Source organism: Aestuariivirga litoralis (assembly GCF_003234965.1).
In the GTDB taxonomy this organism is placed as follows: Bacteria; Pseudomonadota; Alphaproteobacteria; order Rhizobiales; family Aestuariivirgaceae; genus Aestuariivirga; species Aestuariivirga litoralis.
The window spans coordinates 1-25,391 of record NZ_QKVK01000016.1; the positions used below are offsets into that span (position 1 = coordinate 1).

The following is a 25,391-nucleotide window of genomic DNA, read 5'->3' on the forward strand; positions in this document are numbered from 1 at the left end:
GCGCGGCTCGCGCGGCTCGCGGGGTGGGCGGGGCTCGCGGGGGGTGCGTTCGGCGCGCGGGGCCTCGCTGGCTGCGGCTTCGCCCTCGGCGCGTTCGACGCGCTTGGCGGGTTCCATCGCGGCGCGTTCGCCGTGGTCCTTGATTTCGCGCGGGCGGCGGTCACGGTCACGCTCGCGGCCACGGCCCCGGCGGTCGCCGCCGCGGCCGCCTTCGCGGGCGGCATAGCGGTCGGGCTCGGCGGCGCGGGTTTCGATGGCCGCCTGGGCGTCCTCGCTCAGCTCGAAGTAGGGGATTTCCTTCTTGATCAGCTGTTCGATGGCCTTGAGGTACTTGCCCTCTTCCTTCGACACCATGGTGAAGGCCGCGCCCTCGCGGCCGGCGCGCCCCGTGCGGCCGATGCGGTGGACGTAGTCCTCCGCATGGGTGGGCACATCGAAGTTGAAGACGTGGGAGACTTCCGGAATGTCGAGGCCGCGGGCCGCGACGTCCGACGCGATCAGGTAGGTGATCTCGTTGTTGCGGAAGCCCTGCAGCGTCTTGAGGCGGGCCGACTGGTCCATGTCGCCATGCAGCGCACCGACATTGAAGCCGTGCACCGCGAGCGATTTCTCGAGCAGCGCCACCGTGGTCTTTCGGTTGGCGAAGATGATGCCGTTCTTGACGTTGTCCTGCGTGCGCAGGAGCTGGCGCAGCGCCTCGCGCTTGGCCTTGGCGTCATGCGGGGCCTTCACCAGCATCTGGGTGATGGTCTCGGCGGTCGACGAGGGACGCGAGACCTCGACGCGCACGGGATTGTGCAGGAACTGCGAGGTCAGCCGCTGGATCTCCGGCGGCATGGTGGCGGAGAAGAACATGGTCTGCCGGGTGAAGGGCAGCAGCTTGCAGATCCGCTCGATGTCCGGGATGAAGCCCATGTCGAGCATGCGGTCCGCCTCGTCGATCACCAGCATGTCGATGCCGGTCAGGAGCAGCTTGCCGCGCTCGAAATGATCGAGCAGCCGGCCCGGCGTGGCGATGACGACGTCGGCACCGCGGTCGATCTTGAGGGCCTGCGGCTCGAAGGCGACGCCGCCGATCAGCAGCGCGACCGAGAGATTGTGCATCTTGCCCAGCGTCTCGAAAGCCTCGCGCACCTGGTCGGCCAGCTCGCGCGTCGGCTCGAGGATCAGCGTGCGCGGCATGCGGGCACGGGCGCGGCCCTTTTCGAGCAGCGACAGCATGGGCAGCACGAAGGCCGCCGTCTTGCCGGAGCCGGTCTGGGCGAGGCCCATCACGTCACGGCGCTGGAGGGCAGGGGGGATGGCTTCCGCCTGGATGGGGGTGGGAGTCGTGTAACCCGCTGCGGTGACCGCTTCGAGGGTTCTGGGGCTCAGTCCGAGCTCGGAGAAATTCATGTGTCGTGAAAGACCGTTCTGGCGACTTTGGTTTCATCAGGGAAATGCGCTGTCGGGCGGGTGCGCCAAAAGGGCCCGGGCGCTTCAGTCAGCCCGCACATAGGGATTCCGGTGGGGAAAGTCAATTCATCCGCGGGTTTGGCGTTTCTACGGTCTTGCGGAATTGCCGCCCAACGGACAATCTCCGCCTGTGCCGGGGGTAATCTGGCCACGGCCCGGCGATTCGATGGCCAGGCCATCTGCCAATTGGGGGAATGAACTCATGAAGAAATATGCAGCCGAATTCTTCGGCACCTTCTGGCTGGTCTTCGGCGGCTGCGGCTCGGCCGTGCTGGCCGCTGCCTTTCCGGAGCTCGGCATCGGCTTCGCCGGCGTCGCACTGGCCTTCGGCCTCACCGTGCTGACCATGGCCTATGCCGTGGGCCACGTCTCGGGCGCCCACTTCAACCCTGCCGTGTCGTTTGGCATGGCCGCCGCCGGCCGCATGTCCTGGGGCAGCGTTCCGGGCTATGTGGTGTCGCAGGTGGTGGGCGGCATTGCCGGCGCGGCGATCCTCTATCTCATCGCCTCCGGCAAGGCGGGCTTCGAGGCTGGCGGCTTCGCGTCGAACGGCTTCGGCGAACTCTCGCCCGGCGGCTATGCGCTGTCCTCCGTCGTCATCTGCGAGATCGTGATGACCGCGATGTTCCTGGTCGTCATCCTCGGCACCACCCACAAGAACGCGCCCGCCGGCTTCGCGCCGCTGGCCATCGGCCTGGCGCTGACGCTGATCCACCTCGTGTCGATCCCGGTCTCCAACACCTCGGTGAACCCGGCGCGCTCCACCGCCACGGCGATCTTCGCCGGCGGGCCCTATGTGGCGCAGCTCTGGGTCTTCTGGCTCGCCCCCATCGTGGGCGGCGTGCTCGGCGCCATCATCCACCGGATGATCTCCGAAGACTGAGGCAGGATCGATTGCCGACGAAAAAGGGGCGGACCTTTCACGAGGTCCGCCCCAGTTTGTACGCACGGGAGGTCACGAGGAAGAGGAAGCCCGACTCAATGTTACTTTCCCCAGTGTAAACTGTAATGTTACTTATGAAAAGAACTTGAATTAGGTGAGCCGGCCTGTCCCAAAGCGTGATTTGACGGGCGGGGGCTTCGGCGGCACCATCGGGCCATCAGAACGCGAGAGGTCTCGAACACTGATGCCCCCGACGCAGAACCAGATCATCTGAGCACGCTCCGCTTGCGAGACAGGCCCGGCGGCTCTCCTCACATCGCTGACGTTGCAGCCGCTTCATCGCGGCATGAGCCCAAGAGAAAGGGTTGAGCGCAGATTGCGCGGAATGGCCCCGTGAGGTTTTCCTCCGGGGCCTTCTTGCGTGGCGGCGGCCGGGCCTATTCCAGCCGGGCCGGGAAGCCGGGGGCGCGCAGGTCGGTGTCCAGCACGTCCTCCAGCAGCTTGGCGATCTGGGTGGACTGGGCGGAACCGCCATAGGCGGCCTTGCCCTTCATGAAGGTCTGCTGCGTCATCGAGGCGAGGTCCAACGGCACACCGAATTCCTTGCCGAAGTTCATGGCGAAGCCCAGGTCCTTGAGCGCCAGGTCCATGGTGAAGGCGATGTCGTAGCTGCCATTGAGGATCAGCTGGCCCTCGGTCTCATGCACGAAGCTCGAGCCGGAAGAGGCCGTGATGGCATGCCACGCCTGGGCCAGGTCGAGCCCGCCGCGCTTGGCCAGCATCAGGGCTTCCGCATCGGCCACCAGGTGGATGAAGGCCAGCATGTTGGTGATGACCTTGATGATCGCCGCAGAGCCGATGGGGCCCATGTGGAATATTTTCTTGCCGATGGTTTCGAGGGCAGGGCGGAACTCCTCGAACAGCGCCTTGTCGCCGCCCACCAGCACGGTGATCTCGCCGCGCGCCGCGAGGTGCACGCCGCCGGTGACCGGCGCTTCCAGAACGCGGATGCCCTTGGCCTCGGCCATGGCGGCAAGGCGGATCATCTCGTCGCGGCCATTGGTCGAGTTCTCGATCCACACCGAGCCCGGCTTCAGCGTGGTGAGGATCTCGCCCAGCACCTTCTCCGAGACGACGGGCGAGGGCAGGCAGGTGAAGACGACGTCCACCTTCGAGGCGAGTTCGGCGGGCGAGGCGGCCCACTTGGCACCGTCCTTCAGGTGGCGCTCGGCGAGCTTGGGGTCGAGGTCATAGACCGTGACGTCATAGCCCTTCTTCACCAGCGAATGCGCCAGGTGGCCGCCGAGATTGCCCAGTCCGATATAACCGTAACGCATCTGTCTATTCTTCCTTGCGCAGGGGACGATTGGTCATTTCGAGGTGGAGGTTCGTGCCGGTATAGGGGTGGGCTTCGGCCACTTCCTCGTTGAGTTCGATGCCGAGGCCCGGTTCGGTCGGCGGGATCACGTAGCCGTCCTGCCAGAGGATCGGCTTCTTGAGGAGATCGGCATGGAAGCCGCCCCATTCCTCGATCGACTCGAGGATCAGGAAGTTGGGGAGCGAGGCGGCATAGTGGATGTTGGCCGCACCCTCGACCGGGCCTGCGTAGAGATGCGGCGCGATCTGCGCATAGAAGGTCTCGGCCATGCCGGCGATCTTCTTCGCTTCCATGAGGCCGCCCACGCGGCCGAGCGCCATCTGCAGGATGGATGCCGCGCGGTTTTCCAGCACGCGGCCGAATTCGTACTTTGTAGTGAGGCGCTCACCCGTGGCAATGGGGATCGACGTGCCGCGTGCGACGAGGGCCATCTCTTCGGGCTTGTCCGGCGGCGTGGGCTCCTCGAACCACAGGGGATCATAGGGCTCGATCTTCTTGGCGAAGCGGATCGCGCCGGACGCCGTGAACTGGCCATGCGTGCCGAACAGCAGGTCGGCCTTGGTTCCCACCGCCTCGCGGATCAGCTTGCAGAACTTCACGCAGAGTTCCATCGACTCGAGCGAGGGCTGGCGCGGGTCAAAGGCGGAGTACGGCGCTGCGGGATCGAACTTGATACCGGTGAAGCCGCGCGCGGCATAATGCGCGGCGCGCTCGGCCGACTGCTCGGCGTTCCAGAAGATCGAGGCGTCCTGGCCCTTGGAGAAATCGGGGTAGATGTAGGTGTAGGAGCGCAGCTTCTCGTGCACGCGGCCGCCGAGGAGCTCATAGACCGGCTTGTTCAGCGCCTTGCCCTTGATGTCCCACAGCGCGATCTCGAGGCCGGAAAGAACCCCCATCAGCGAGATGTCGGGGCGCATCGAGAAGCCCGAGCCATAGACCTTGCGCCACATCGATTCGAGGTGGAACGGGTCCATGCCCTCGATGTAGCGGTAGAAGGTATCCTCGATCATCGCCTCCATGGCCTTGGGCCCGAAGGTGTCGCAATAGCATTCGCCGATGCCGGTGATGCCGTTGTCGGTGGTGAGCTTCACGAAGATGAAGTAGCGCCCGCCCCAGGAGGGCGGCGGATTGCCGACGATGAAGGTTTTGAGGTCCTTGACTTTCATGGGTGCGTCCCTCCCGGAAATGGCTCGCTTCTAGCAGGTCGCAGGGCGCGGGCACGATGAAAATTTCTAACCGGTCGTGAGGCGGAAACACTTGTTTTGACGGCCCGAACGGGGGCAAAAGCGGTCATTCCTCACCAGACGGTGCATCGTGCCAGAGACATTCGACTACATCATCGTGGGCGCCGGTTCGGCCGGCTGCGTGCTGGCCGACAGGCTGACGGCGAGCGGCAAGCACCGCGTGCTGCTGCTGGAGGCGGGCGGCAGCGACCTGCGCTTCTATGTGCAGATGCCGCTGGGCTATGGCAAGACCTTCTACGACAAGTCGGTCAACTGGATGTACAAGGCAGAGCCCGACCCGGGGCTCAATGGCCAGAGCGATTTCTACCCGCGTGGCAAGCTCCTGGGCGGCTCCTCCTCCATCAACGCCATGGTCTATATCCGCGGCCACCGGCAGGATTACGAGGACTGGCGTGCGGCGGGTAACATCGGCTGGGGCTGGGACGAGGTGCTCGCTGCCTACAAGGCGATGGAGAATTATGCCGAGGGCGACCCGGCCTTCCGCGGTCGCGGCGGGCCTCTGACCATCACCGACCTGGGCGACCAAGCGCACCCCCTCTGCAAGCCCTATCTCGAGGCGACCGAAAGGGCGGGGCTGAAGTTCACGCCGGACTTCAATGGCGCGAGCCAGGAGGGCGCCGGCCTCTACCAGTTCACCATCAAGGACGGCATCCGCAATTCGGCGGCGCGCGCTTTCCTGCGCCCGGCGATGAAGCGCAAGAACCTGCTCGTCGAGACCCATGCGCAGGCGACGAAGATCCTGTTCGAAGGCAACCGCGCGGTGGGCGTGGCCTACGTCCAGCGTGGCATGAAGCTCGATGCCAGGGGCCGCGAGATCATCCTCGCGGGCGGCGCCATCAACTCGCCGCAGCTCCTGCAGCTCTCGGGCATCGGGCCGGGCGCGCTGCTGCAGTCGCTCGGCATTCCGGTGATCCGCGACAATGCCAACGTGGGTGCCCGCATGCAGGACCACCACGGCATCAACTACACATGGCGCATGACGGTGCCGACGCTGAATGACGAGCTTCGCCCCTGGTGGGGCAAGCTGAAGGCGGGTCTGCAATATGTGCTGACGCGCAAGGGGCCCTTGTCGCTCTCCATCAACCAGGGCGGCGGCTTCTTCCGCACCCACCCGGAGATGACCAGGCCCAACATGCAGCTCTACATGCAGGCCTTCTCGACGCTGATCCCCAAGGCCGGCGAGCGGCCGATCCTCAACCCCGATCCGTTCTCTGGGCTTTCGCTGGGCCTGTCGAACTGCCGCCCCACCAGCACCGGCGAGGTGATGATCGCGTCGCCCGACCCGCTGGCGCACCCGAGGATCTCGTTCAATGCCTATGGCACCAACTCGGACGTCGAGGAGATGCTGGCGGCGGTGAAGTTCCTGCGCACCATCGCCGCACAGGAGCCGCTGAAGGGGCTGATGGCGGAAGAGCTGCGCCCCGGTCCGGAGATCAACACCGACGAGGCGATGATCAATGATTTCCGCCAGCGCAGCGGCACCGTCTATCACCACTCCTGCACCTGCCGCATGGGACCGGAGGAGAAGGACTCCGTGGTTGATCCACGGCTGCGCGTCCATGGCGTCGATGGCCTGCGCGTCTGCGATGCCTCGGTGTTCCCCAACCTGATCGCCGGCAACACCAACGCACCCGCCATGATGGTGGGCTGGAAGGGCGCCGAGATCATGCTGGGGGATGCGCGGTAGGCGGCTCGATCGCTCTCTCTCTTCATCTTCCACGTCATCATCGCCGGGCTTGTCCCGGCGAGCTTTTTGTTGGGGCCAGACAAAGGATGGCCGGGACAAGCCCGGCCATGATGAGATGAGAAGATCAGTTCAATGCTTCAGCCCCGCCGGCCGCGCGAAGTTGTGGAGAAGGCGGTAGCCTTCCAGCACCGCCAGCGGAACGAGGTGCAGCCACAACCCGTCGTGATCCTGCCGGATCCAGTACCAGTGCAGGAAAACCGCGATGGCGGAGAGATAGACGGTGCGCTGCAGCGGCTTCCACCAGGTGCCCAGCCAGTGCACCGAGGCATCGTTGCTGGTGACGGCCAATGCCAGCAGCGTGACGAAGCCCAGCCAGCCTGCGGCATATTCGACGGAGCGCAGGTCATAAAGCACGACGTGGATGTTCCACTGCCGCACGAGATAGGCCGCGAGGTGGAGTGCCGCATAGAGGAAGCAGGCCATGCCGAGATCGCGGCGGCGCTTGAGGAGCCATGCCGGCCAGTGCGGCCCCATGTGCAGCTGCTTCATCAGGATGCGGATGGGGGACACGGCGAGCGTCAGGATCAGCATGCGCACCGCCCATTCGCCCGACTGGCCGATGAGCAGTCCCCAGCTGTGGAGCCGCAGGAACTGCGCCAGCATGCCGAGGGCGGGAAGGGCGAGGAAAAGGCGGAAGGCCCAGTGCGAGTCGACGAGCCGGCGGAGCACTCAGACCACCTTGCCCGGGTTGAGGATGCCCCTTGGGTCCAGCGCCTGCTTGAGGGTCCGCATCAGCGCCAGCTCCGCGGGGCTGCGCGAGAGGTGGAGATAGGGGCGCTTCAGCGTGCCGATGCCGTGCTCGGCGGAAATCGAGCCATGGTAGCGGCCGAGCACGCCATAGACGATGTCGTCCACGGAATGCATGTCCTCGCCCGGGCGATAGAGCGTCGAGACGCAGATGTGGACGTTTGAGTCGCCGACATGGCCGTAGAAGGAGACATGGGCTTCGGGCCAGCGCTGCTTCAGCGCGGCGGTGCAGGCGACGGCATAATCGCCGATCGCTCCGATGGGCAGGCTGACGTCGAAGTTCAGCAGGTTCGGCAGCGCCTCGATGGGATGGCCGTCGCGCACCGACCAGATCTGGCGTGACTGGGCATGCGACTGGGCGATGAGGGCATCGGCGATGAGCCCCTCTTCGAGCGCGGCGGCGAGGAAGGCCTCGATCGCCCCGGCTGCCATGGTGCTTTCGATGATGACCCAGAAGGGATGGTCGGCCTCGAAGAAGCGGAGCTTGAGGGCATCGGCGTTGAACTGGAAATAGTCGCGCCACATGGCCTCGAAGGCGACGATGCCGCCGAGCGTGCCTTGCGCGCGGCGGAGCAGGGCGACGACGTGATCGTAGCTTTCCACCGCGCAGAGCATCGTCGTGATCTCGCCCGGCGGCGGGTGGAGGCGCAGCACGGCGCGGGTGATGAGGCCGAGCGTGCCCTCGGAACCGATGAACAGGTGCTTCAGGTCATAGCCCGCATTGTTCTTCAGCATGCGGTTCATCGACGAGATGACGGTGCCGTCGGCCAGCACCGCCTCGAGCCCCAGCACCTGCTCGCGCGCCATGCCATAGCGGATGACGCGGATGCCGCCCGCGTTGGTCGAGAGATTGCCGCCCACGGTGCAGGAGCCGCGCGAGCCCAGGTCGAGCGCGAGGAAGAGGCCCGCATCGGCGGCGGCCCGCTGGCAGTCCTCCAGCGGCGTACCGGCCTTCACCACCATGGTGGCGGAGGCGGTGTCGACCTCTTCGATGCCGCGGATGAGCTCGAGGCTGATGGCGATCTCGCTGCCGGTGGGGTTGGCACCGCCCGCGAGGCCGGTCATGCCGCCCTGCGCGATGACCGGTACGCCCGCGGCGTTGCACAGGCGGAGTGCGGTGGCAACCTCCTCGGTCGTCCGTGGTCGGAGCAATGCGCGGGGAGGCGAAGTACCTGTGAGGCTCATGTCGGAGGAGGACTTGGCACCCATGGCCTCGCCCTCGAGGACGGCGGCATCGCCCAGTGCGGCGCGGAGGTCGGCGAGCAGGCTCATAGCGAGCGGGTCGCCCCGCCGTCGATGCGGATCATCTGGCCGGTGACATAGGAGGCCTTGGGGCTCGCCAGGAAGGCGGCGACGGCGCCGAATTCCTTCGGGTCGCCATAGCGGCCCACGGGAATCTCGGCGGAGGACTCGGCCACCACCTGCGCATGCGGCACGCCGCGGGCCTCGGCCTCCCGCGCGTTGAGGCTGTCGATGCGCTCGGTGGCGAAGCTGCCGGGGAGCAGCATGTTGACGGTGACGCCATCACCGGCGACCTGGCCCGCCAGCGTCTTCATCCAGCCCGCCAGCGCCGCGCGCAGCGAATTGGAGATGGCAAGACTGGCGAAGGGCTCGACGATCGAGGTGGAGGCGACCGACAGGACGCGGCCGAAGCGCTGCGCCCGCATGTGGGGCAGCACCGCCTCGGTGAGGCGCATCTGGTTCAGCACCATGGTCTCGAACTGGCGGCGCCAGAGATCGGCGTCGACCTTCGTCACGTCGACGGGCGGGGGCCCGCCGGAATTGTTGACGAGAATGTCCGGCATGCCGAAGCGCTTCAGCGCGGTTTCGACCTGGCCCCAGTCGCCCATGTCGGCGGGAAGGGCCATGGCGTCCAGGCCATGGGCGCCGAAATTGCGCACATGCATGTCGAGCTTTGCGGCATTGCGCGCGATGAGGCCCACCTTGCAGCCTTCATGAGCCAAGGCCTCGGCGATGGCGAAGCCAAGTCCCTGACTGGCGCCGCAGACCAGCGCCGTCCTGTTGCGGAGATCGAGATCCATGGCGCTGAGTTCAGCGCGTTTCCAGCTGGCTGGCAAGGTGGCGCGCCGCCGTGACGGCGGTGGAGAAGCAGGCCTGCAGCAAATAACCACCGGTGGGTGCTTCCCAGTCCAGCATTTCGCCCACGCAATAGGTGAGGGGGGCCTTGTGGAGCTGGAAGTTCGCGTCGACCTCGTCACGCGCCACGCCGCCGGCGGACGAGATGGCGCGGGCGAGGCCCGCGGGGCGCTCAAGCTTCAAGGGCATGGCCTTGATGCCCCTGGCATCGGGTGCCGTGCCCGTCTCGCGCAGCAGGTTGATGGCGACGGGCGAGAGGCCCGCGACCTTGCGCAGGTAGTTCGACAGCGAATCCTTGCCGCGCGGTTTCTGCAGCCGCTGGGCCAGCACCTCCTCGGTGAGGTCGGGGCGGAAGTCGATGATGACCGGGTGGCCCGGCTTCTCGCGCAGGCCCTTGGAGAGGGCATAGATGGCGCCGCCCTCGATCCCCTCCTGCGAGATCATCAGCTCGCCGCGCACGCGCTTTCCGGCATATGTCAGCGCCACGTTCTTGACCGGCGTGCCGGCGAACTTGTCGCGGAAGACCGGCGACCAGTGGACGAGGAAGCGGCTGTTCGCCGGCTTGAAGGGATGGACCGTGATGCCCTTCTCCGCGAAGACCGGAAGCCAGGCGGCATCGGAGCCGAGATGCGGCCAGCTGGCGCCGCCCAGCGCAAGGATCGTCGGCGTGCCGTCGAAGCCCTGCCATTTGGACCGCGTGACGAGCGTGACGCCCAGCGCATCGAGCCGGCGGAGCCAGGCGCGGAGCAGCGGCGAGGCCTTCATCTGCCTCGGGAAGACGCGGCCGGAGGAGCCGACGAAGGTTTCGATGCCGAGGCCGTTCGCCCAGCCAATGAGCGCTTCGGGCGGGAAGGCGCGGATGGCGGGTTCGAGAAGGTCCTTCGCCTCGCCATAGCGTTCGAGGAACTGCTCAAGCGGCTCGGAATGCGTGAGGTTCAGCCCGCCGCGGCCGGCGAGCAGGAACTTGCGGGCGGGGGCTGGCATCTGGTCATGGATGGTGACGCGGTGGCCCGCGGTGGCGAGGATTTCCGCCGCCATCAGGCCTGCGGGGCCCGCTCCGATGATGTTGACGTCCGCCACGGCTGCACTCCTGGTTCAGCACGGGCTTTCGCCGGGATGGGAAGGGGATGCAAGGGGAAACATGGGGCGGGTGCGGATGAATCGATCCTAATATCGGAAATTAGTCCTTGACAGCGGGCGCTCGCTGTGGTAGAAAGGCGCATTCTCGGAAATTGGGTCTTGGAATGGGAAACCGGCGGAAGCCGGTTTTTTGCGCTGGGGGAGGGGAAGATGATCCTGCTGTCGCTCGCCGTCATGCTCATCCTGCTGTCATCGTCGCCGGGCTCGTCCCGGCGATCCTCTTTGGCGGCTGCAAGAAGGATGGCCGGGACGAGCCCGGCCATGATGAGTCCAAGGGGATGCCTGGGTAAGGCGGAGGGCGGTGCAGACTTACGCCGCCTCGCGGGAGAGCGGCTGGCACATGCAGTGGACGCCGCCGCCGGCCTGCAGGAACATGGTCATGTCCGGGTCGTAGACGGTGAAGCCCGCGGCGCGCATCTTGGCGTTGAGGTCCTTCGCACTCTCGGTCGAGAGCACGCGGTCGCCGCCCAGCGTCACGACGTTGCAGCCCAAGGCCATGGTTTCCTTGAAGGTGGCGGGGATGATCTCGATCTTCTTCGACTTGAGCCAGGCGATGACGTCGTCCTCGGTGGTTTCGAGGCAGACGGCGGCGCAGTGCTCGTTCAGCATGCAGACCATCAGGTCGATGTGGACATAGAACTGGTCAATCGGCGCATACTTGATTTCCCAGCCTTCCTTGATGAACCACTCGGAAGCCTGCCTTGCGGCCACTTCCTCGGAGCGGTGGTCGGTGTAGCCGACGAGTGCGAGACCATCGCGGATGATGTTGAAGTCGCCGCCCTCGAAATTGCCGGCCGAGATCATGTCGTAGATCGGGATGTTGTTCTCGAGATAGAAGCGCAGCACGGCGGCATATTCGCCGCGGCGGCGCGGGTTGGCGAGCTGGCAGACGACCGCGCCATAGGGCGACATGAAGGAGGAGTCGCGCGCATAGACCTGGTAGGGATTGGTCATGTCGAGCGGCAGAAAGTGCGTGGTGACGCCGGCCTGGGCATAGGCATCCACCATCTCGCGGTGCTGGCGCATGGCGACCTGCTTGTCGAACTTGTAGCCCTTGCGCATGGTGTCACGCACCAGCGACGACCATGCGGCATTCTCCAGCCCCATCCAGCGGAAGCTTTCGGCGGGGCCGAGCAGCACGTCCTTGAGGACACCGGTTTCGGACTTGATCTGGAAGCGGCCCGTCATCTTCGGGGTTCCGCCATTTTCGCGGCGGGCACGGAGCGGCACGTTGGTCATGTTTCTCTCCCTCGGGTTCGGGCGAAGACTATGGCAGGGCGCCGGGCCGCGCCATACCGCAACAGGGTTATGCCCGCGAGGCGAGGAACCAGCGGAAGAGCTCGCCCTGGGACGAGATGCCGAGCTTTTCATAGATGTGGCGGCGGTGCACCCGCACGGTTTCATTGGAGATCTTCAGCGCCTCGCCGATGGCGCGGGCCGAATGGCCTTCGAGCATCAGGTTGACGACCTGTGCCTCGCGCGCGGTGAGACCCGAAGGCGCGGGCCTGTGGGCGATGGGGGCGGCGGCAGCGGCGATGTGGCGGCTGGCGAGCGGCCCCGCGATCTCGCAATGGCGGGTGACGGCGGCTGACAGGATTTCGGCGCAGGCGGAGAGCGCCTTCGCATCGCCCGCCGTGAAGCGCCGGCTGCCGGTGCTGCGCGAGAAGGACATGAACACGGTTTCCGCCTGGCTTGCGGGGATGAGGAGGCCGATCATGTCATCAACGCCGATCCGTGCGAAGTAGCGGCGGTGATATTCGCTCTGGGCGAAGCCCTTCGGCGCAATCTCGCGCACCCGGGCGACGCGCGGCGCCTTGAGCTTCTGAGCGGCACGGTAGAAGGGGCTCAGCGCATAGACGCCCGAGAGATAGTCGCCATAGAGCCAGGCGCGCTCGGCCGGCCGGAGATGATCGACCAGCACCGCGGGCGGGGCGGCGGGATGGAAGATCATCAGGGCCGCCGCATCATGGGCAAGGCAGGCGCCGGCTGCCGCCAGCAGGCGCTCCGCGAAGCCGGGCGCGCCGATGGCGAGCACCAGACGGGCCTGTGCGCTGATCGATGCGGCCACCTTCACCCTCCACCCGTTGCGCGCAAGGGTTGACCATTGCCATGCGGACGATTAGCTCTTGGCGCGCGTGAAATGATGACTCGCGGCCCGCCGCCGCACAAGCCGCCGCTCGCGCAGCACGAGAGGAAGGACACGGGTGTTGAAACGGTTCGCGGCATTTCTGCTTCTTGTGGCCCTGCTTGTCATCGCCCCCGGGGTGGAGGCGCGGCCGGGCCCGACATCGCCCAGGGCGGTTTCGGCCACGCAGAAGCCCGGCACGCTGCTGGCGTATGAGCAGATCGGCCTCTCCCGCATCTACCGCGCCACTGCCTGGCGCATCACATACGTGACACGCGATTACAGGCTGAGGCCCATCCTCTCCACCGGTGTGGTGGTGCTTCCCGACAAGGCCCCCGCCAACCCGGCGGCGCGCAAGTTCATTGCCTGGGCGCACCCGACGACGGGCGTGGCGTGGAAATGCGCCCCCTCGCTGCGCGCCGCACCCACCAAGTCGATCGGCGGCCTCAACGAGATCGTGGCCAATGGGCTGGTGGTGGCGGCAACCGACTATCCCGGCCTCGGCACGCCGGGGCCCATCGGCTACCTCGTGGGCAAGGGCCAGGCCTATGCGGTGATCGATTCGGTGCGCGCTGCAAGGCAGATCCCGGCGGTGGGCGGCGGCAGCGACTTCGGCCTGTGGGGCTTTTCGCAGGGCGGCCACGCCGTGCTGTTCGCCGCCCAGCTGGCTGGCGAATATGCCCCGGAATTGAAGCTCAAGGGCGTTGCGGCGATCGCACCGCCCACCGACCTCGCGACGCTGCTGAAGGCCAATCTCAACTCCATCGCCGGGCGCATCCTTGCCTCCTACACGCTCGATTCCTGGCACGAGAAATATGGCGCACCCCTCAACAGCCTGCTCGACGGCGTGTCGCAGAACCTGATCGACCAGGTGAGCAAGAACTGCGTCGACGATCTCGGCAGCCAGATCGATGCGGCGGCGGCGCAGAAGGGCCTCGACAAGCAGTTCCTGCGCGCCGACCCTTCGCGCGTGCCGCCGTGGAAGGACCTGATGGTGCAGAACTCGCTCTATGCGCTGGGCAACCGGGCCCCCGCGCTGATCATCCAGGGCGGGGCGGATGACATCGTGAAGCCGGAGGTGACGACGCAGTTCGTGCGCGGCGCCTGCCAGGCGGGCGCCAGCGTCCAGTACGTGACGCTGAAGGGCAAGGGCCATTCCGGCGCCATGGATGCCGGCCACGCACAGGCGGTGAACTGGCTGGCGCAGCGGCTGGCAGGCCAGCCCGCGCGCAGCAATTGCCGATGAGGGGCGGACCCGCCGCTCAGTAGGCGCGGTCGAAATAGTCGCTTTCGTCCATGGCGTAGAAATCCACCCGGCAGCTGCGGCCGGGGGCGGCGGGATAATGCGGGTGGGTCTTGAGGTGGCGCAGCCCGATGCGGGTGGCGAGACGGGCGGAGGCCTGGTTGCCGTCCATCACCTTGCACCACACGCTGTCGGCGCGCAGCCTTTCGAAGGCGAGGCCGAGCAGGGCGTGGCCGATCTCGGTGCCGAGCCCCATGCCCCACATGGCGGGATGCAGGCCCCAGCCGATCTCCACCGTCTTCGGGTGCTGCAGGACTAGGAAGCCGTCGCCGATCGCCTCGCCCGAGAGCTTTTCCTCGGCGGCAAGATGGAAGCAGTTGCGCCGGTCATCACCCTGGCGGGCCACCGCACGCGTCACGAAGGCGCGCACCTCGCCATCGGAGGCGAGCCGCACCGCGATGTGCCGCTGATAGTCGTCCTGCGTCATGAAATTGCTGAAGGCCGGCGCGTCACGGAGCTCGATTTCGCGCAGCATCAGGGAAGGGGTCTCGATGGCGGGTAGCTTCGTGATGGTGGTCATGTGCGGCCTCCTCCCGCTTAAGAATTCATTAAACCATGACGCCATTGCGGCAGCCCCGGCGTGATGCCGGTCACAAGCGGTTGTTTCGCGCCCGACCGAATCCAAATTTGCGACATAATCAGCCTATAGTTGTAGTCCGGCCAGTTAACGGAGTGTTCATGAGGCGGCGTCCAGTCCCGATTCTCGTCATCTCTGCCGTGCTTGCCGGTGTTGCGGCGGAATCGGTGGAGGCCCGGACCAAGAGCTTCTGCCGGCGCTGGGCCGCCGGGGTTGCGAACAACAACATCCTCTATGAACGGGGCGCACCGCAGGAGGCGGCGGGCCCGCGGGAGAGGGTCGTGGCGAGCAAGGCGGGCACGGCCGCCGCGCCGTCGCCAGCCAGCAAGGAGGCCCTCGGCGGCGGCGGGCTGGGCGGCACGCTGATGCGCCTGACGAAGCCGCCGCGCTGGCACGAGATCTACGACAAGGCCTATGCCCATTGCCGCGTGGTGGAGGTCGACTAGCGCCCGCGATGGCGGCGCAGGAAGTCCAGCACCGGGGGAGCAACCTGGTCTGACGCCTCCAGCAGGATGGCGTGGCGCAGCACCGGCAGGATGACGAGTTCCGAGTTCGGCAGCGCCTCGGCAATGAGCTTGTTGAGGCGCGGGTTGCAGCCGCCGTCATTCTCGCCCGTCAGCACCAGCGAGGGGTGCTTCACCTCATGGAGCCAGGGCGCCATCTCGGTCTCGGCATAGATGTCGAAGACCGAGAGGAAGACGTCAGGATCCGTGTCGATCACCTGCTGCATGCGGCGTTCGATGACGTCTGGCCGGCGCTGGCCGAATTCGGGCGTGAACCAGCGGTCCTTGAGCGTCTCCAGCACCTGGGGGATGCCCTTGGTGCGCATGGCGGCGACGACGCCCTTGACCTTGGCGCTGTCATCCTCGGTGCGGAAGGCAGCAGTTGAATAAAGCCCCAGCGTCAGCACGTGCTGGGGATATTTGAGCGCATAGGCAGGCCCGATCATGCCGCCGAGCGAGTGCCCGGCGAAATGCGCCTTCTCGATGCCGAGCTCCTTCCTCAGCGCCTCGAGGTCCTCGACGAGATCATCGAGCGTGTAGGGCGGCTGGGGCCTGGGCGAGGCGCCATGGCCGCGCAGGTCATAGGAGATGACGCGGTATTCATTCTTCAGGTGGGGCACGAGGCCCGCGAAGGAGGCGCGCGAGGCGCCGATGCCGTGGATGAGGAAAATCGGCTCTCCCTCGCCCTCGACCGAGAAGGCGGATTTCACTGGCGTGGGCATGGCTTCACTTGTCCGGATATTTCTCGTTCATCATGTCGTGGCCCACGGCCCAGTCATGCTTCTCGACATCGACGAAGACGACGTTGAAGGAGGAGGGACTGCCACCACCCGCGCCGCGGATGAAGCCGTCGACCAGCTCCTTGGCGATGGCCTTCTTCTGCGCCGGCGTACGGCCCTTGAACATTTCGACCCGGATGATGGGCATTGTTTTCGGTCTCCCCGTCAGGCTGCTTTTTTCTGTTGTGCGAAGTGCGGCATCACCTCTTCGGCGAAGCGGCTCATCATGTCGAGCGTCATCTGCTCGTCCTGGCCGAAGTTGGAGGTGGTCAGCACCTCGTCGATGCCGAGTTCGGAATAGACCTCGATGCGTTCGATCATTTCGTCCTTGCCGCAGAGCAGGAGGTTGGAGGCGAGCTCCTCGACGCTCTGGGCGCGCGGCAGCGGGCGGATGATGCCCCTGTCAACGATGCCCGCGCCGCCGAAGACGTTGTCGAAGCTCTGGTAATAGGTCCAGGCCTTCTCGGCGATCAGGCGCTTCTGGGCGTCGTTCTCGACAAGGAACATGCCACGCTGCAGCGACAGGCGCGTGTCGAGCGGGCGTCCCGCCGCGGCCTTGCCGCGGGTGAAGGCGGTGACCTGGTCGATCAATTGCTGGTGGCTGCCCCCCAAGGGCGTGGTCTGCACGTGGTAGCCGGACTTCGCCGCCGCCTCGATGCCGGCGGGGTTCATCACCGCCACCATCAGCGGGATCGGGTCTTCCGGGCGCGGCATGATGGTGAGCGGCTCGAAGGAATAGCGCTCCGAGTTCCACGACACTTCCTCCTGCGTCAGCAGCGCCTCGAGCAGCTTCAGGTCTTCCTCGAACTGCGGCTTGGTCTGCTCGATGGGCACATCGAAACGCTGCGTCTCGAAGCCGAAGGCACCCTTGCCGACGCCGAGCATCAGCCGCCCGTCGCACAGCGCCTGGGCCTGCACCACTTCGCCCGCGAAAATGCGCATGTCGCGGATCGGCAACTGGCAGACCGAGGTGACGAGCTTGATGCGCCGCGTATGGGCCGCGACCTTCACCGCCATCTGCAGCGGGGCGGGGATCAGCAGGATGTTGATCAGGTGATGCTCGGGGATGCCTACACCGCGATAGCCCAGCGCCTCGGCATGCACGGCCTGCGCCACCACGTTCTTGTACAGGCGCTTGCCGCCCAGTGACGGGTCCAGCATGTGGCTCGACAGGAAGTGGACGAAATCCATGGGGCAGCCCTCCGGTTGGAACGCAGGAGAGTGGCAGAGGGTCTTGGCGTTGAAAATCGAAATCTTTTCGGCATTATGTTCGAAAGTTTCGAATTGAGCATGGCATGAACCTCGACGAGCTGCGCACCTTCCTCGCCGTGGTGGAGACCGGGAGCCTGGTCGCTGCCGCGAAGCGGCTGAACGTGACGCCCTCCACCGTCACCGCCCGCATCAACGGGCTGGAGGAGGAGATCGGCCAGAAGCTGCTGCACCGCAACAAGTCAGGCGCCGACCTGACGTCCCCCGGATTCAAGTTCCGCCGCTATGCCGAGCTGATGGTGCAGCTGTGGGGGCAGGCGCGCGCCGAGATATCCCTGCCCCGGGGCTTCGAGGGCGTGTGCAATGTCGGGCTCGACTTCGACCTGTGGGAGGGGCCGGGGCGGCGCTTCCTCGACCACGTGCGTGCGCATTGCCCTGGCGTGGCGCTGGCCTTCTGGCCGGGCGAGCAGCGCATGATCGACCGCTGGCTGGCGATCGGCCTCGTCGACATCGCCTTCTGCCATGCCCCGCAGGAGGGCGAGCGCTTTGCCAGCCACGTGCTGTTCGACGACGAGCTGATCCTCGTGTCGCGCGAGGCCATGGCGGCGCCGCTCATGGATGCGAGCTATGTCTATGTCGACCATGGCGATGAATTCCGCCGCCAGCATGCCGCGGCCTTTCCGGGTGACGTGACCTCGGCGCTGGTCATCGCCTCATCCGACTGGGCACTGGACCACCTGTTGCGCAATGGCGGCTCGGGATACCTGCCGCGCCGGCACGTGGCGCAGGCGCTGGACACGGGCGCGCTGCACCGCGTCGGCAATGCGCCGGGCTTCCGTCGCCGCGTCTATGTGGTGGAGAATGCCCAGACCGTCAGGCCATGGGGCTGGTACGCTTCTGCGCTCGCTGCCGCCGCCAGTCATTGAGGATGTGCAGGAACAGCGCCGCGAAGACGATGGCGCCGCCGAAGATGGTGCGCGCCACCGGCACCTCGCCATGGATGAGCCACACCCACAGGGGCCCCAGCACCGGCTCCAGCGTGCCGACGAGGGCCGCAAGTGCGGCCGGGATGAGCCGCGCGCCGGTGACGAACATGGCAAGCCCCGCCCCGAGATTCACCGCGCCGAACAGGAACAGCCAGCCAAGGTCCGGCAGGCTGACGGGCAGCGGCCCCGACAGGAAGAAGGCCGCCACGCAGGCCATGGCGGTGCCGAGGCAGACCGCCGGCGTCATGCGCACCTCCGGGTGGTGCCGCGTGATGACGATCGCCGCCGAGAACATGATGGTGATGACCAGCGCCAGCCCGTCGCCGATGGGCGAGACCTCGCCCGAGAAGGAGGCGGAAACCATGATGGCGACGCCGCCGATCACCGCCGCGATGGCCGCCCAGGTGGCACCGTCGATGCGCTCGCCGAACACCATCCAGGCCAGGAGGCCGGCAAACAGCGGCGCGGCCGCCTGGGTGAGCAGGATGTTGGCGACCGTGGTGTATTGCAGCGCCACCACGAAGCAGGACGAGGCGACGCCGAAGCAGATGGCGACGCCGAGGCCCGCGAGCCCCATGTTGCGGAACATCGCCGCGGTGGCCCTGGGCCCGTCACGCCACAGCATGAAGAGCAGGAGGAAGGTGGCGGCGAAGAGGGCGCGCCAGAAGACGACCGTCCAGCTGTCATCCACATGGATGAAGCGGGCGATGGTGCCGCCGAAGCTCCACGTCACCGCCGAGCCTGCGACCAGCAGCACCCCCATGCGGAAATCATGGGCGGGGGAGCGGAGGTGAATCGCGGAAGCGTGGGACATGGCAGAGGGGATTAGCCCCCTGGGGGCCCCGGCGACAAGCGCCAGCCGGGTGCACCACGGTGGTTCCAGAAACGCAAAGGCCCCGGCATCTCTGCCGGGGCCTCGCTGTCCGAAGACGCTGCCAGCTTACTGGAAGCGATACTTGACGGTCGCACGCACGGTCGAGAAGGCGTAGTCGACGTCGCCCTTGAAGTTGGCGAGGCCCGGATCGAGGTCGATCGTGTTGCTCTTGTAGTTGTCGCTGCCGAGGTCGACGTAGAGGTATTCGACGCCGAGGCTCCAGTTGTCGATGCCGTATTCGGCACCCGCACCGAGGGTCCAGCCCCAGCGGGTATCGTCGGTCGAGCCCTTCCAGACCGCGTCGCCCACGACGAGCTTGCCGTCGGCATTCATGTTGCCGTAGGCCGCGCCGCCGGTGCCGTAGATCAACAGGTTGTCGACGGCGAAGCCGAGGCGGGCGCGGATCGTGCCGTACCAGTCAGCCTCGAAGTTGGTGGTGGCATAGACGCCGTCGTCGATGTTCCGCCTGCGGTCGTTGCTGAAGCCGAGATAGTTGAAGTCAGCTTCGGCGCCGAGGACGATCTGGTCCATCTGGTAGTTGTAGCCCAGGATGCCGCCAGCGGTGAAGGCCGTGTTGTTGCCATCGAGGCTGTTGCTGAGAGCCGGAACGCGCACGCCGTCGATATAGGTGTTCTGGTCGATGCTGGCATTGGACCACGCCACGCCGGCATTGGCGCCGAGGTAGAAGCCCGTCCAGTCATAGGTGGCCGGAGCCGTCATGTCGGCGGCATTGGCCGCGGTGGCGATCGACAGCGCTGCAACCAGCGCGGACCCGGCGAGAAGATACTTCCTCATACTTACATCCCCTTCTTGAACTCACTCAGCCCGAGTTATGCCGGGCTCGATGACAATCGACTACCACAGCAAGGCAGGGATGGATCATCACAGATCAGCGATCAGGCTGAATGGCGGCGCGCTGTTGCAAACCGGACACAGTCGGGGCCACCGCGATGCGCGGATCTGGTTCGCCGCTGAAAAGCTTCGTTAACATTGACGGTGTGGCAGTTGTCCGCGGCCGGCTTTCGCAATCTTCACGTGTCGCCAGAACGGCAAAACCCCGGCCTTTCGGCCGGGGTTTTTCCTGTCGCGTCCCGAGGGAGGCTTAGCAGCTGTAGTACATGTCGAACTCGACCGGGTGCGGCGTCATCCGGTAGCGGTCCTGCTCTTCCTGCTTCAGCTCGAGGTAGCTCTCGATCTGGTCCTTGGAGAACACGCCGCCCTTGAGCAGGAACTCGTGGTCGGCGGCGAGCGAGTCGATTGCTTCCTGCAGCGAGCCGCAGACGGTGGGAACCTTGGCGAGTTCTGCCGGCGGCAGGTCGTAGAGGTTCTTGTCCATCGCCGGGCCCGGGTGGATCTTGTTCACGATGCCGTCGAGGCCCGCCATGATGATCGCCGAGAAGCAGAGATAGGGATTGGCGGTCGGATCGGGGAAGCGGACTTCGACGCGCTTGGCCTTGGGGTTCGCCGTGAAGGGAATGCGGCAGGAGGCCGAGCGGTTGCGCGAGGAGTAGGCCAGCAGCACCGGGGCTTCATAGCCCGGCACCAGGCGCTTGTAGGAGTTGGTCGACGGGTTGGTGAAGGCGTTGAGCGCCTTCGCATGCTTGATCACGCCGCCGATGAAGTAGAGGCAGGTTTCCGAGAGGTCGGCATACTGGTTGCCGGACATCATCGACTTGCCGTCCTTCCAGATCGAGAAGTGGCAGTGCATGCCCGAGCCGTTGTCGCCGAAGATCGGCTTGGGCATGAAGGTCGCGGTCTTGCCATAGGCGTGGGCCACGTTGTGGATCACGTACTTGTAGATCTGCATGTGGTCGGCGGCAGTGACCAGCGGCTGGAAGCGGGTGCCCAGCTCATGCTGCGAGGAGGCGACCTCGTGGTGATGCTTCTCGACGATGAGGCCCATGTCGCCCATGGTGGAGAGCATCTCGGAGCGCATGTCCTGGGCCGAGTCCATCGGGTTCACCGGGAAGTAGCCGCCCTTGGTGCGCATGCGGTGGCCCATGTTGCCGGTGTCGTAGTCGCGGTCGGAGTTGGACGGCAGCTCGACCGAATCCAGCTTGAAGCCGGTGTTGTAGGGCGTGACGGCGAACTTCACGTCGTCGAAGATGAAGAATTCGGCCTCGGGGCCGACGAACACGGTGTCGCCGATGCCGGTCGACTTGAGATAGGCCTCGGTGCGCTTGGCGATCATGCGCGGGTCACGCGAATAGCCTTCGCCGGTGCCGGGCTCGAGAATGTCGCAGAACACGGCGAGCGTGGTCTGGGCATAGAAGGGGTCGAGGTGGGCCGACGACGGATCGGGCATCAGCACCATGTCGGACTCGTTGATGGCCTTCCAGCCGGCGATCGAGGAGCCGTCGAACATCAGGCCCTCGGCCCAGGCGTCCTCGTGCATCTGCGAGACGTCCATGGTGAGGTGCTGCATCTTGCCGCGCGGGTCGGTGAAGCGCAGGTCGACGTACTTGACGTCCTTGTCCTTGATCAGGGCGAGGACGCCGGACACGTCCAGGGGCTTGCTCATGTTATCTTCCTCTAGGCTTGGCTTGGTTTTCTTGGTCTTGGGTTAGAGCGCGTCCGGGCCGGCCTCGCCGGTACGGATGCGGATGGCTTGCTCGATGTTGGAGATGAAGATCTTGCCGTCGCCGATGCGGCCGGTGCGCGCCGCGTTCTGGATCGCCTCGACGGCGCGCTCGACGAACTCGTCCGCCAGCACCACCTCGATCTTCACCTTGGGCAGGAAGTCGACGACATATTCGGCACCGCGATAGAGCTCGGTATGGCCCTTCTGGCGGCCGAAGCCCTTGGCCTCGGTGACGGTGATGCCCTGCAGGCCCACTTCCTGCAGCGCTTCCTTCACCTCATCCAGCTTGAACGGCTTGATGATCGCTTCGATCTTTTTCATGGCGGATGACAGCCTCTCGCAATGTTGATCAGATGCTTGCAGGACCTGTGCCAGATTTTGCCGGGTTTTGAATCAAGGGGTTGGGGTAGTCGCCTGAAATTTGGGCAGGGTAGAGTGGTTAGAATTTAGGCAGAAGTGCCTATTTTATGATCACTGTGCTGGCGTCACCCTGGCTAAGGCCGGGGCCCCTGCTTTGGCTGGCCGTCACGCAGGCAGCTGGATCCCGGCCTTCGCCGCGATGACGGCCTGAGGGGGATGACCTCCTCGAAAGCAGGCTGGCACCTCACCTATCCCTTTTCAGGCTCGCTATCAGTTCCTGGAGGTCTTTCTGGCGCAATTCGTCGAGTTTTTCGTGCAGCGCCATGATCTCGATCTCGGCCTTGAGGTTGACCTCGTAGTCGTGGCTGGCCTGAAGCCGGTCCTTCGCCGCCTGGCGGTTCTGCGACATCATGATGATGGGCGCCTGGATGGCGGCGATGAGAGACAGGAAGAGGTTTAGCAGGATGAAGGGGTAGGGATCGAAGGGATCGGCTCCCCAGCGGTAGAACAGCACGGTGTTGACTGCCATCCAGATCGCGATGGCGAGGCCGAAGAGCATGATGAAAGTCCAAGAGCCGCCGAAGGCCGCGATCCGGTCGGCCATCCTTTCACCGAAGCTGCGGTTTTCCTCGAAGCTGGTGCTCCAGTCGCGCGACACGGCCATGCGCTGCGCCACCCTTTCCAGCACGTGGCGCTCGCGCGGCGGCAGGTCGTCGTAACCGATTTCCAGGATGCGCCTCGCGAGCATCTTCACAGCTTCGGTGGGTGCCTGGGTGGTCGGATGGGTCATCACTCGGTCTCCGGTCGCCCCGATCAGCGCAGACTCCTCCCCTTTGCCGCGCTGCGCAAGGCGGGCAATTGCCGCTTGGTTCCGCTTGGCCCGGCAATGGTCTAGCCTGCGGCCATGATTCACGAACTGCTGACGCCCGAAGAGATGTACCGCGCCGATACGCTGGCGGTAGCGGCCGGCGTGCCATCGCTCAGCCTGATGGAACATGCCGGGCGTGCGGTTGCCGACGAGATCACCCGCCGCTACGGGGCGCGGCCCACGCTGGTGCTGTGCGGGCCGGGCAACAATGGCGGCGACGGCTTCGTGGTGGCGCGCATCCTCAGGGCCTGGGGCTGGCCGGTGCGGCTGGCACTGCTCGGCGACAGGGCGCGGCTGAAGGGCGACGCCGCGGCGATGGCGGCGCGCTGGGACGGGCCGGTGGAGGCGGTGGGCGCCATGGACGGGGCAGGGCTGATCGTCGATGCGCTGTTCGGGGCGGGGCTGTCGAAGGACTTCCCCGCGGAACTGGCGGCGGCGATCAATGGCGCGGGCTGCCCGGTGGTGGCGGTGGACGTGCCCTCCGGCCTCGACGGGCGGACCGGCCAGCCGCGCGGCGCCTGTGTGAAGGCCGACGTGACCATCACCTTCTTCCGCCGGAAGCCCGGCCATGTGCTGCTGCCGGGCCGGGAACTCTGCGGCGCGGTGGTGCTGGCGGACATCGGCATTCCTGATTCAGTCTTGCAGGAGATTCGCCCAAGGGATTCCATCAATTGCGGAATCCGGCCTCCGCAGCCGGCGGTGGCTGGCCACAAATATGGCCGCGGCCATGCCGTCGTGGTGTCCGGCGGGCCGCTGAGCACCGGCGCCGCGCGGCTGGCGGCGGAGGCGGCCCTCAGGGCCGGGGCGGGGCTGGTTACGCTTTCGGGCGGGCGCGAGGCGCTGCTGGTGCAGGCGTCACATGTCACGGCCATCATGTTGTCAGACCTCGATCTTTCGGCCCTGCTGGCCGACCGGCGCAAGAACGCGGTGTGCATTGGCCCGGCGGCGGGGGTGGGGGTCGACACCCGCGACCGGGTTGAAACCGTGCTGATGAGCGGGGCGGCGGCGGTGCTGGATGCCGACGCGCTGTCGTCCTTCGCGGCGGAGAGCGAGCGGCTGTTCCGGCTCATCGACATGGTGCCGGGGCGGCCCGTGGTGATGACCCCGCATGCTGGCGAATTTGACCGTGTTTTCAAAGGATTAAGTGAAGCAGGTGAATCAAAAATTGAACTGGCGCGGCAGGCCGCCGAAGGCTCCGGTGCGGTGGTGGTGCTGAAGGGGGCGGATACGGTGATCGCCGCACCCGATGGCCGGGCCCGGGTCAACGTCAATGCGCCGCCATCGCTGGCGACGGCGGGTTCGGGCGATGTGCTTGCGGGGATCGTGACGGGGCTGCTGGCGCAGGGCATGCCCGGCTTCGAGGCGGCCTGTGCGGCGGTGTGGCTGCATGGGGATGCCGCCAGCCGGCACGGGCCGCGCGGGCTGACGGCCGAGACGCTGATCGACTGCCTATGAACCGTCCGCTCGTCCTGCTGCTCATCACCGGGCTGGCCTTCGGCTGCAATTTTCCGCTGGGCAAGCTCGCCGTGGCGGCAGGGGTGAACCCGGCGCTGTGGGCGGCGGTCATCTGCCTTGGCGCCGGGCTGGCGGTGGGGGTGGCGGCCCGGCTGTTCGAGGCCTCCGACGGGGCGGTTCCGGGGCTCTACCGCTATGCGGCGATTTCCTCCGTCCTGTCCAACGTTATTCCGCTGGCGCTGACCTTCGCGGCGATTCCCCATATCGGCAGCGGGCTGGCGGCCATCCTGGTGGCCACCTCGCCGGTGACGACGGCGATCCTGTCCATGGCCTTCCGGGTGAGGCCGCCGGGCCCGCTGGGCCTCGCCGGCATTGCCCTCGGGCTCGCCGGGGCGGTGACCATCATCATCGCCCGCCATGCCGGCTTCGCGGGCGGCGAGGCACGCTGGCTGCTGCTGGCGGCCCTGATCCCGGTGTTCCTCGGTGCCGGCAATGTCTACCGCACGGTGGGCTGGCCGCGCGGGGCAGGGCCGATGCGGCTGGGGGCGACGATCAACCTCGCCGCCGTGCTGCCGCTGCTGGCGCTGGCGTGGCTGGTGGGCGGGCTGAACCTCGCGCCGCTCGCCGCCATCCCCGGCATCGTTGCGGGGCAGCTTGCCGCCTCGACCATCATGTATCTCACCTTCTTCCGCCTGCAGGCGGTGGGCGGGCCCACCTACCTCTCGCAGATCGGCTATGTGGCGGCGGCGGTGGGGGTCGGCGTGGGGGTCAGCTTGCTGGGCGAGCGCTACCCGCCGATGGTCTGGGCGGGAATCGCCGTGGTGGCGCTGGGGATCGGGCTCACCACGCTGGCGCAGGCGCGCGCCGCCCGGCGGGCCTGAACGGCCCAACTGCGGGCGCTTTCTTCACTGGCATACCGAAAACCCCTCTGCTATAGACCGCGCCCATTGCAACGGCCCGGGCTTTCGCTCGTGCGCGGGCGTGGTGAAATTGGCAGACACGCAGGATTTAGGTTCCTGTGGGGAAACCCGTGGGGGTTCAAGTCCCTCCGCCCGCACCATGCACGAGCCCGAATGCCCA

Annotated in this window: 25 protein-coding genes and 1 tRNA gene; 8 read left to right on the forward strand and 18 right to left on the reverse strand. The window is 66.3% G+C overall.

What is annotated here, in order from left to right; translation table 11 throughout:
• A partial coding sequence (locus tag DK847_RS19805) for a DEAD/DEAH box helicase (RefSeq protein ID WP_111200283.1) occupies nt 1-1,395 on the reverse strand: 1,395 nt, incomplete at its 3' end.
• Between the two features lie 262 nt (nt 1,396-1,657).
• Between DK847_RS19805 and aqpZ the strand changes: the two genes are divergently transcribed.
• On the forward strand, nt 1,658-2,338 hold the full coding sequence (gene aqpZ / locus DK847_RS19810; protein ID WP_111200284.1) for an aquaporin Z: 681 nt from the start codon (nt 1,658-1,660) through the stop codon (nt 2,336-2,338).
• A 437-nt stretch (nt 2,339-2,775) separates the two neighbouring features.
• Here aqpZ and DK847_RS19815 read toward each other — a convergent pair whose 3' ends face one another.
• Together DK847_RS19815 and DK847_RS19820 are read right to left on the reverse strand one after the other, a co-directional pair.
• A complete protein-coding gene (locus DK847_RS19815; RefSeq protein WP_111200285.1) occupies nt 2,776-3,675 on the reverse strand; it encodes an NAD(P)-dependent oxidoreductase in 900 nt (299 codons plus the stop codon).
• Nucleotides 3,676-3,679: 4 nt separating this feature from the next.
• Entirely contained in the window at nt 3,680-4,882 is a 1,203-nt protein-coding gene (locus DK847_RS19820) for a mandelate racemase/muconate lactonizing enzyme family protein (RefSeq protein WP_111200286.1), read from the reverse strand.
• 148 nt (nt 4,883-5,030) lie between these two features.
• On the opposite strand from DK847_RS19820, the gene DK847_RS19825 reads away from it, so the two are divergent.
• Entirely contained in the window at nt 5,031-6,647 is a 1,617-nt protein-coding gene (locus DK847_RS19825; protein WP_111200287.1) for a GMC family oxidoreductase, read from the forward strand.
• A gap of 129 nt (nt 6,648-6,776) precedes the next feature.
• Here the strand turns inward: DK847_RS19825 and DK847_RS19830 are convergent, their stop codons facing one another.
• The 6 genes from DK847_RS19830 to DK847_RS19855 form a co-directional block, all read right to left on the reverse strand.
• Nucleotides 6,777-7,376 (reverse strand): ferric reductase-like transmembrane domain-containing protein, encoded by a 600-nt coding sequence (locus DK847_RS19830; protein ID WP_111200288.1) that lies wholly within the window; start codon nt 7,374-7,376, stop codon nt 6,777-6,779.
• Nucleotides 7,377-8,726, reverse strand: a complete 1,350-nt coding sequence (locus tag DK847_RS19835; RefSeq protein ID WP_111200289.1) for an FAD-binding oxidoreductase — start codon at nt 8,724-8,726, stop codon at nt 7,377-7,379. It abuts the gene before it with no gap.
• Entirely contained in the window at nt 8,723-9,496 is a 774-nt protein-coding gene (locus DK847_RS19840; protein WP_111200290.1) for an SDR family oxidoreductase, read from the reverse strand. Before DK847_RS19840 ends, DK847_RS19835 begins: the two co-directional genes overlap by 4 nt.
• Nucleotides 9,497-9,506: 10 nt before the next feature.
• Nucleotides 9,507-10,631, reverse strand: coding sequence for a BaiN/RdsA family NAD(P)/FAD-dependent oxidoreductase (locus DK847_RS19845; protein ID WP_280956419.1), 1,125 nt, complete (start codon nt 10,629-10,631; stop codon nt 9,507-9,509).
• A 369-nt stretch (nt 10,632-11,000) separates the two neighbouring features.
• Entirely contained in the window at nt 11,001-11,930 is a 930-nt protein-coding gene (locus DK847_RS19850) for a dimethylarginine dimethylaminohydrolase family protein (protein WP_111200291.1), read from the reverse strand.
• 67 nt (nt 11,931-11,997) lie between these two features.
• Nucleotides 11,998-12,759 carry a helix-turn-helix transcriptional regulator gene (locus DK847_RS19855; RefSeq protein WP_146256203.1) on the reverse strand — a complete coding sequence of 254 codons (762 nt, stop codon included), beginning with the start codon at nt 12,757-12,759 and terminating at the stop codon, nt 11,998-12,000.
• Between the two features lie 136 nt (nt 12,760-12,895).
• On the opposite strand from DK847_RS19855, the gene DK847_RS19860 reads away from it, so the two are divergent.
• Nucleotides 12,896-14,062: an alpha/beta fold hydrolase gene (locus DK847_RS19860; RefSeq protein WP_111200293.1), complete on the forward strand. Its 1,167-nt coding sequence runs from the start codon at nt 12,896-12,898 to the stop codon at nt 14,060-14,062.
• A 16-nt stretch (nt 14,063-14,078) separates the two neighbouring features.
• Here the strand turns inward: DK847_RS19860 and DK847_RS19865 are convergent, their stop codons facing one another.
• A complete protein-coding gene (locus DK847_RS19865; protein WP_161957401.1) occupies nt 14,079-14,639 on the reverse strand; it encodes a GNAT family N-acetyltransferase in 561 nt (186 codons plus the stop codon).
• 158 nt (nt 14,640-14,797) lie between these two features.
• Between DK847_RS19865 and DK847_RS19870 the strand changes: the two genes are divergently transcribed.
• The gene (locus tag DK847_RS19870) at nt 14,798-15,142 is read left to right on the forward strand and encodes a hypothetical protein (RefSeq protein WP_146256204.1); all 345 of its coding nucleotides are present in this window, start codon (nt 14,798-14,800) and stop codon (nt 15,140-15,142) included.
• On the opposite strand, the gene DK847_RS19875 is transcribed toward DK847_RS19870, so the two are convergent.
• Genes DK847_RS19875 through DK847_RS19885 form a run of 3 tightly spaced genes read right to left on the reverse strand, consistent with a single transcriptional unit; the run spans nt 15,139 to nt 17,169 of the window.
• Nucleotides 15,139-15,921, reverse strand: a complete 783-nt coding sequence (locus DK847_RS19875; protein ID WP_111200296.1) for an alpha/beta fold hydrolase — start codon at nt 15,919-15,921, stop codon at nt 15,139-15,141. The two genes, DK847_RS19870 and DK847_RS19875, sit on opposite strands and share 4 nt — an antisense overlap.
• Before the next feature lie 4 nt (nt 15,922-15,925).
• Nucleotides 15,926-16,147, reverse strand: coding sequence for a tautomerase family protein (locus tag DK847_RS19880; protein ID WP_280956420.1), 222 nt, complete (start codon nt 16,145-16,147; stop codon nt 15,926-15,928).
• On the reverse strand, nt 16,144-17,169 hold the full coding sequence (locus tag DK847_RS19885; RefSeq protein ID WP_111200298.1) for an LLM class flavin-dependent oxidoreductase: 1,026 nt from the start codon (nt 17,167-17,169) through the stop codon (nt 16,144-16,146). The genes DK847_RS19880 and DK847_RS19885 overlap by 4 nt, the downstream gene beginning before the upstream one ends.
• Before the next feature lie 104 nt (nt 17,170-17,273).
• On the opposite strand from DK847_RS19885, the gene DK847_RS19890 reads away from it, so the two are divergent.
• A complete protein-coding gene (locus DK847_RS19890; protein ID WP_111200299.1) occupies nt 17,274-18,113 on the forward strand; it encodes a LysR family transcriptional regulator in 840 nt (279 codons plus the stop codon).
• On the opposite strand, the gene DK847_RS19895 is transcribed toward DK847_RS19890, so the two are convergent.
• The 5 genes from DK847_RS19895 to DK847_RS19915 form a co-directional block, all read right to left on the reverse strand.
• Complete coding sequence (locus DK847_RS19895) at nt 18,061-18,987, reverse strand: DMT family transporter (protein ID WP_111200300.1); 927 nt, start codon at nt 18,985-18,987, stop codon at nt 18,061-18,063. The genes DK847_RS19890 and DK847_RS19895 overlap by 53 nt on opposite strands.
• A gap of 126 nt (nt 18,988-19,113) precedes the next feature.
• On the reverse strand, nt 19,114-19,842 hold the full coding sequence (locus DK847_RS19900; protein WP_111200301.1) for an outer membrane protein: 729 nt from the start codon (nt 19,840-19,842) through the stop codon (nt 19,114-19,116).
• A 307-nt stretch (nt 19,843-20,149) separates the two neighbouring features.
• Nucleotides 20,150-21,568 carry a type I glutamate--ammonia ligase gene (gene glnA / locus DK847_RS19905; RefSeq protein WP_111200302.1) on the reverse strand — a complete coding sequence of 473 codons (1,419 nt, stop codon included), beginning with the start codon at nt 21,566-21,568 and terminating at the stop codon, nt 20,150-20,152.
• Nucleotides 21,569-21,610: 42 nt separating this feature from the next.
• Complete coding sequence (locus DK847_RS19910) at nt 21,611-21,949, reverse strand: P-II family nitrogen regulator (protein WP_111200303.1); 339 nt, start codon at nt 21,947-21,949, stop codon at nt 21,611-21,613.
• A gap of 283 nt (nt 21,950-22,232) precedes the next feature.
• Nucleotides 22,233-22,778, reverse strand: a complete 546-nt coding sequence (locus DK847_RS19915; protein WP_111200304.1) for a DUF1003 domain-containing protein — start codon at nt 22,776-22,778, stop codon at nt 22,233-22,235.
• 114 nt (nt 22,779-22,892) lie between these two features.
• Between DK847_RS19915 and DK847_RS19920 the strand changes: the two genes are divergently transcribed.
• From DK847_RS19920 to DK847_RS19930, 3 genes are all read left to right on the forward strand, one after another.
• Nucleotides 22,893-24,311, forward strand: a complete 1,419-nt coding sequence (locus tag DK847_RS19920; RefSeq protein WP_245414683.1) for an NAD(P)H-hydrate dehydratase — start codon at nt 22,893-22,895, stop codon at nt 24,309-24,311.
• On the forward strand, nt 24,308-25,192 hold the full coding sequence (locus tag DK847_RS19925; RefSeq protein ID WP_111200305.1) for a DMT family transporter: 885 nt from the start codon (nt 24,308-24,310) through the stop codon (nt 25,190-25,192). The genes DK847_RS19920 and DK847_RS19925 overlap by 4 nt, the downstream gene beginning before the upstream one ends.
• Before the next feature lie 94 nt (nt 25,193-25,286).
• Nucleotides 25,287-25,371: transfer RNA gene (locus DK847_RS19930), tRNA-Leu, on the forward strand.
• The last annotated feature ends 20 nt before the right edge of the window (nt 25,372-25,391 follow it).

Coding starts and splice junctions, on each gene's coding strand:
- aqpZ (WP_111200284.1), top strand. CDS start 1,658: ATGAAGAAATATGCAGCCGAATTCTTCGGCACCTTCTGGCTGGTCTTC.
- DK847_RS19815 (WP_111200285.1), bottom strand. CDS start 3,675: ATGCGTTACGGTTATATCGGACTGGGCAATCTCGGCGGCCACCTGGCG.
- DK847_RS19820 (WP_111200286.1), bottom strand. CDS start 4,882: ATGAAAGTCAAGGACCTCAAAACCTTCATCGTCGGCAATCCGCCGCCC.
- DK847_RS19835 (WP_111200289.1), bottom strand. CDS start 8,726: ATGAGCCTGCTCGCCGACCTCCGCGCCGCACTGGGCGATGCCGCCGTC.
- DK847_RS19840 (WP_111200290.1), bottom strand. CDS start 9,496: ATGGATCTCGATCTCCGCAACAGGACGGCGCTGGTCTGCGGCGCCAGT.
- DK847_RS19850 (WP_111200291.1), bottom strand. CDS start 11,930: ATGACCAACGTGCCGCTCCGTGCCCGCCGCGAAAATGGCGGAACCCCG.
- DK847_RS19865 (WP_161957401.1), bottom strand. CDS start 14,639: ATGACCACCATCACGAAGCTACCCGCCATCGAGACCCCTTCCCTGATG.
- DK847_RS19870 (WP_146256204.1), top strand. CDS start 14,798: ATGAGGCGGCGTCCAGTCCCGATTCTCGTCATCTCTGCCGTGCTTGCC.
- DK847_RS19875 (WP_111200296.1), bottom strand. CDS start 15,921: ATGCCCACGCCAGTGAAATCCGCCTTCTCGGTCGAGGGCGAGGGAGAG.
- DK847_RS19885 (WP_111200298.1), bottom strand. CDS start 17,169: ATGGATTTCGTCCACTTCCTGTCGAGCCACATGCTGGACCCGTCACTG.
- DK847_RS19890 (WP_111200299.1), top strand. CDS start 17,274: ATGAACCTCGACGAGCTGCGCACCTTCCTCGCCGTGGTGGAGACCGGG.
- DK847_RS19895 (WP_111200300.1), bottom strand. CDS start 18,987: ATGTCCCACGCTTCCGCGATTCACCTCCGCTCCCCCGCCCATGATTTC.
- DK847_RS19900 (WP_111200301.1), bottom strand. CDS start 19,842: ATGAGGAAGTATCTTCTCGCCGGGTCCGCGCTGGTTGCAGCGCTGTCG.
- glnA (WP_111200302.1), bottom strand. CDS start 21,568: ATGAGCAAGCCCCTGGACGTGTCCGGCGTCCTCGCCCTGATCAAGGAC.
- DK847_RS19910 (WP_111200303.1), bottom strand. CDS start 21,949: ATGAAAAAGATCGAAGCGATCATCAAGCCGTTCAAGCTGGATGAGGTG.
- DK847_RS19915 (WP_111200304.1), bottom strand. CDS start 22,778: ATGACCCATCCGACCACCCAGGCACCCACCGAAGCTGTGAAGATGCTC.
- DK847_RS19920 (WP_245414683.1), top strand. CDS start 22,893: ATGATTCACGAACTGCTGACGCCCGAAGAGATGTACCGCGCCGATACG.
- DK847_RS19925 (WP_111200305.1), top strand. CDS start 24,308: ATGAACCGTCCGCTCGTCCTGCTGCTCATCACCGGGCTGGCCTTCGGC.